General features: G+C 63.7%; 2 protein-coding genes. Both read right to left on the reverse strand.

Going from position 1 to position 2,926, the window contains the following annotated elements:
• Positions 1-1,530 (reverse strand): DHA2 family efflux MFS transporter permease subunit (locus EOA23_RS33210; RefSeq protein ID WP_126083176.1); only part of this gene is annotated, 1,530 nt, incomplete at its 3' end.
• A gap of 409 nt (positions 1,531-1,939) precedes the next feature.
• On the reverse strand, positions 1,940-2,926 hold a 987-nt coding region (locus tag EOA23_RS33215; RefSeq protein WP_145966569.1), incomplete at its 5' end, for an HlyD family secretion protein.

The following is a 2,926-nucleotide window of genomic DNA, read 5'->3' on the forward strand; positions in this document are numbered from 1 at the left end:
ATCCATATGCGCCGCCGGGGCGCCGCCCGCCGGCGCCGCCTTGGGCTTGCGCAGCAGGATGACGAACGGGATCGCGGCCAGCGTCATCACCATCAGGATTTTGAAGTCATTGATGTAGGAGATCATCATCGCCTGCGCATTCACCGCGCGGTCGACCTGCGACAGCGCCGCGGCGTTGCCGCTCGCGGCCGCCGGCGAGGCAGCCCATAGGTTGGGATTGTAGGGATTGATGAAGGCCGAAAGCTCGGTGTGGTTGATCTGGGTGTTGCGCACCATCAAGGCCGCAACCACCGACACGCCGATCGACGAGCCCAGATTGCGCACCAGGCTGAACAACGAGGTGGCGTCAGTGCGGTAACGCGCATCGAGCGTGGCGAAGGCGACCGTCGACAGCGGCACGAACACCATGCCCATGCCGAGACCCTGGATGACGCCGGAGGTGAGGATCAGCCAGTTGTCCATCTGCGGCGTGAAGCTTGCCATGGTGTACAGCGACTGCGCGGTCAGCAGGAAACCGATGGCGACGAGGATCCTCGCATCGAACCTGTGCATGATGCGGCCGACGACCAGCATCGAGATCATCGTGCCGATACCGCGCGGACCCAGGACGACGCCGATGGTCACGGTCGGATAGCCGAAGATGTTGGCCAGCATCGGCGGCAACAGTGACATCGAGGCCAGGATCAGCACGCCCATGACGAAGATGAAGCCCAGCCCGGTCACGAAATTGCGGTCGAGGAAGATCTTTGGGTCGATGAAGGGATGCTCTGCCGTCACCGTGTGGATGATGAACACCCAGAAGCCTGTGAGCGACAGAGCAAGCTCGATCCAGATCTCGGCCGAGTTGAACCAGTCGACCTCGCCGCCGCGATCGAGCAGAAGCTGCAGCGCGCCGACGCCGAGCGAGAGCATGGCAAAGCCGAAGAAGTCGAAGCCGCGCACGCGCTTGGCGATGACGGGCAGATAGGCGGCCATGCCGAGGAAGGCGAGAATGCCGACCGGCAGGTTGATGAAGAACACCCAGCGCCAGTTGAAGTTTTCCGTCAGCCAGCCGCCGAGCGTCGGCCCCAGGATAGGCCCAAGCATGATGCCGGCGCCCCAGATCGCCATCGCCTGGCCGTGGCGCTCCTTCGGGTTGATGTCGAGTAGGAAGGTCTGTGACAGCGGCACGATGGCGGCGCCGAACACGCCCTGCAGTAGGCGGAAGAGCACGATCGTCTCGAGGCTCCAGGCCAGGCCGCAGAGCATGGAGAAGATGGTGAAGCCGACGACCGAGGCGAGGAACAGCTCCTTGCGGCCGAGCCGGTCGGCAAGCCAGCCGGTGACCGGGGTCATGATCGCCGCCGCCACGATATAGGAGGTCAGCACCCAGTTGATGTTGTCTGGCGACGCGCCGAGGTCGCCAGTCATGGTCGGCAGCGCGACATTGGCGATCGTGGTGTCGAGCGCCTGCATGATCGTCGCCAGCATCAGCGCGACGGTGATCAGCCCGCGATGCGGCACTTCCTTGAAGGGTTCGGGCGTGCTCATGATGCTGAACTTCCAGCGGGTAACAAAACCGTGTACACTAGAGCATAATGCCGAAAAGTGTGATGCGGTTTTCGGACGACATCATGCTCTATCTCTTTGATTTGGAGCCGGATTCAGATTTCAGGTCGAACAGACCTGAAATCATCCGGCTCTAGGCTTCCGGGCGGCAATGCCTTCCGTTGAGAGACCTTCATCGCGGTGGGACGCGACTATCGATGTGGGGGTTACATCGACTGAAAGTCTCTGTTGGAGCGGATGTCTGCCGCCCGGAAACCTGAGGACCGACGGGTCCGTGGCGAAGGTTTCGGTTTTGATCGCGCCGTCAAACGGCTGATCTTAAACGCTTATCCTTCTCACTCCTCCCATCAGACCAATCCCCTGCTCCGCCTCCGATTCATGGGGCGTATTGTCACTGCGCGTGCTCCCCTGCCGCGGCATGGCCGAAGATCGACGGCAGGCCGCGCGCCACGCCGGTGTCGACGGTGACGCTCGCGCTCATGCCGGTGCGCAGCGCCATCTTGTCGTCTGGATCGGTCAGTTCCAGGCGCACGGGAATGCGCTGCGTGACCTTGACCCAGTTGCCGGTGGCGTTTTGCGCGGGCAGCAGCGAGAACTCCGCGCCCGTGCCGGCGCCGATCGCCTTGACCGTCGCCTCGAAGGTGCGGCCCGGATAGGTGTCGACGACGATCTCCGCCTTCTGGCCCGGCTTCATGTTGGTGAGCTGGGTCTCCTTGAAATTGGCGTCGATCCAGGTGTCGCCGGTCTCGACGAGCGCGAAGAGCGGCGTGCCGACGGAAACATACTGGCCGACCTTGAAGGAAGCCGCCTGGTAGATGACGCCGTCGGCCGGCGCCTTCACCGTCGTCTGCGCCAGGTCATAGGCCGCCTTGTCGCGCGCGGCCAGAGCGGCCATCACGGTCGGATGCTTGTCGGTCTCGATCTCGGGATTGCCGCCGAGCGCCGCCTTGGCACTGACGATGCCCTGCTGCGCGACGGCCAGCTGCTGCTTGGCCTTGTCAAGATCGTTGCGGGCCTGGTCGAGCGAGGATTTGGCATTGATGCCCTTCTGCGCGAGATCGGCGGCGCGGTCATATTGCGACTGCGCATAGTCGACCTCGCTTGAGGCGGACTTCTCCTGCGCCATCGCCTGGCTGTAGGCGGCGCGCAGCTGCTCGACATTGAGGCGCGCCGCGGCGACCGCCGCATCGGCCTGGGCGAGCGCGATCCTGTAAGGCTCGGGATCGATGACGAAGAGAAGGTCGCCCTGCTTGACCAGCTGGTTGTCGGCGATGCCGACCTGAACGATACGGCCGGCTGTGTCAGAGGCGACCGAAATCCTGGCCTGCTGCAGGTTGGCGTTCTCGGTTCCCTGATAGCGGCCGCCCGTCACCCAGAC

The organism is Mesorhizobium sp. M2A.F.Ca.ET.042.01.1.1 (genome assembly GCF_003997405.1).
Lineage (GTDB): Bacteria > Pseudomonadota > Alphaproteobacteria > Rhizobiales > Rhizobiaceae > Mesorhizobium.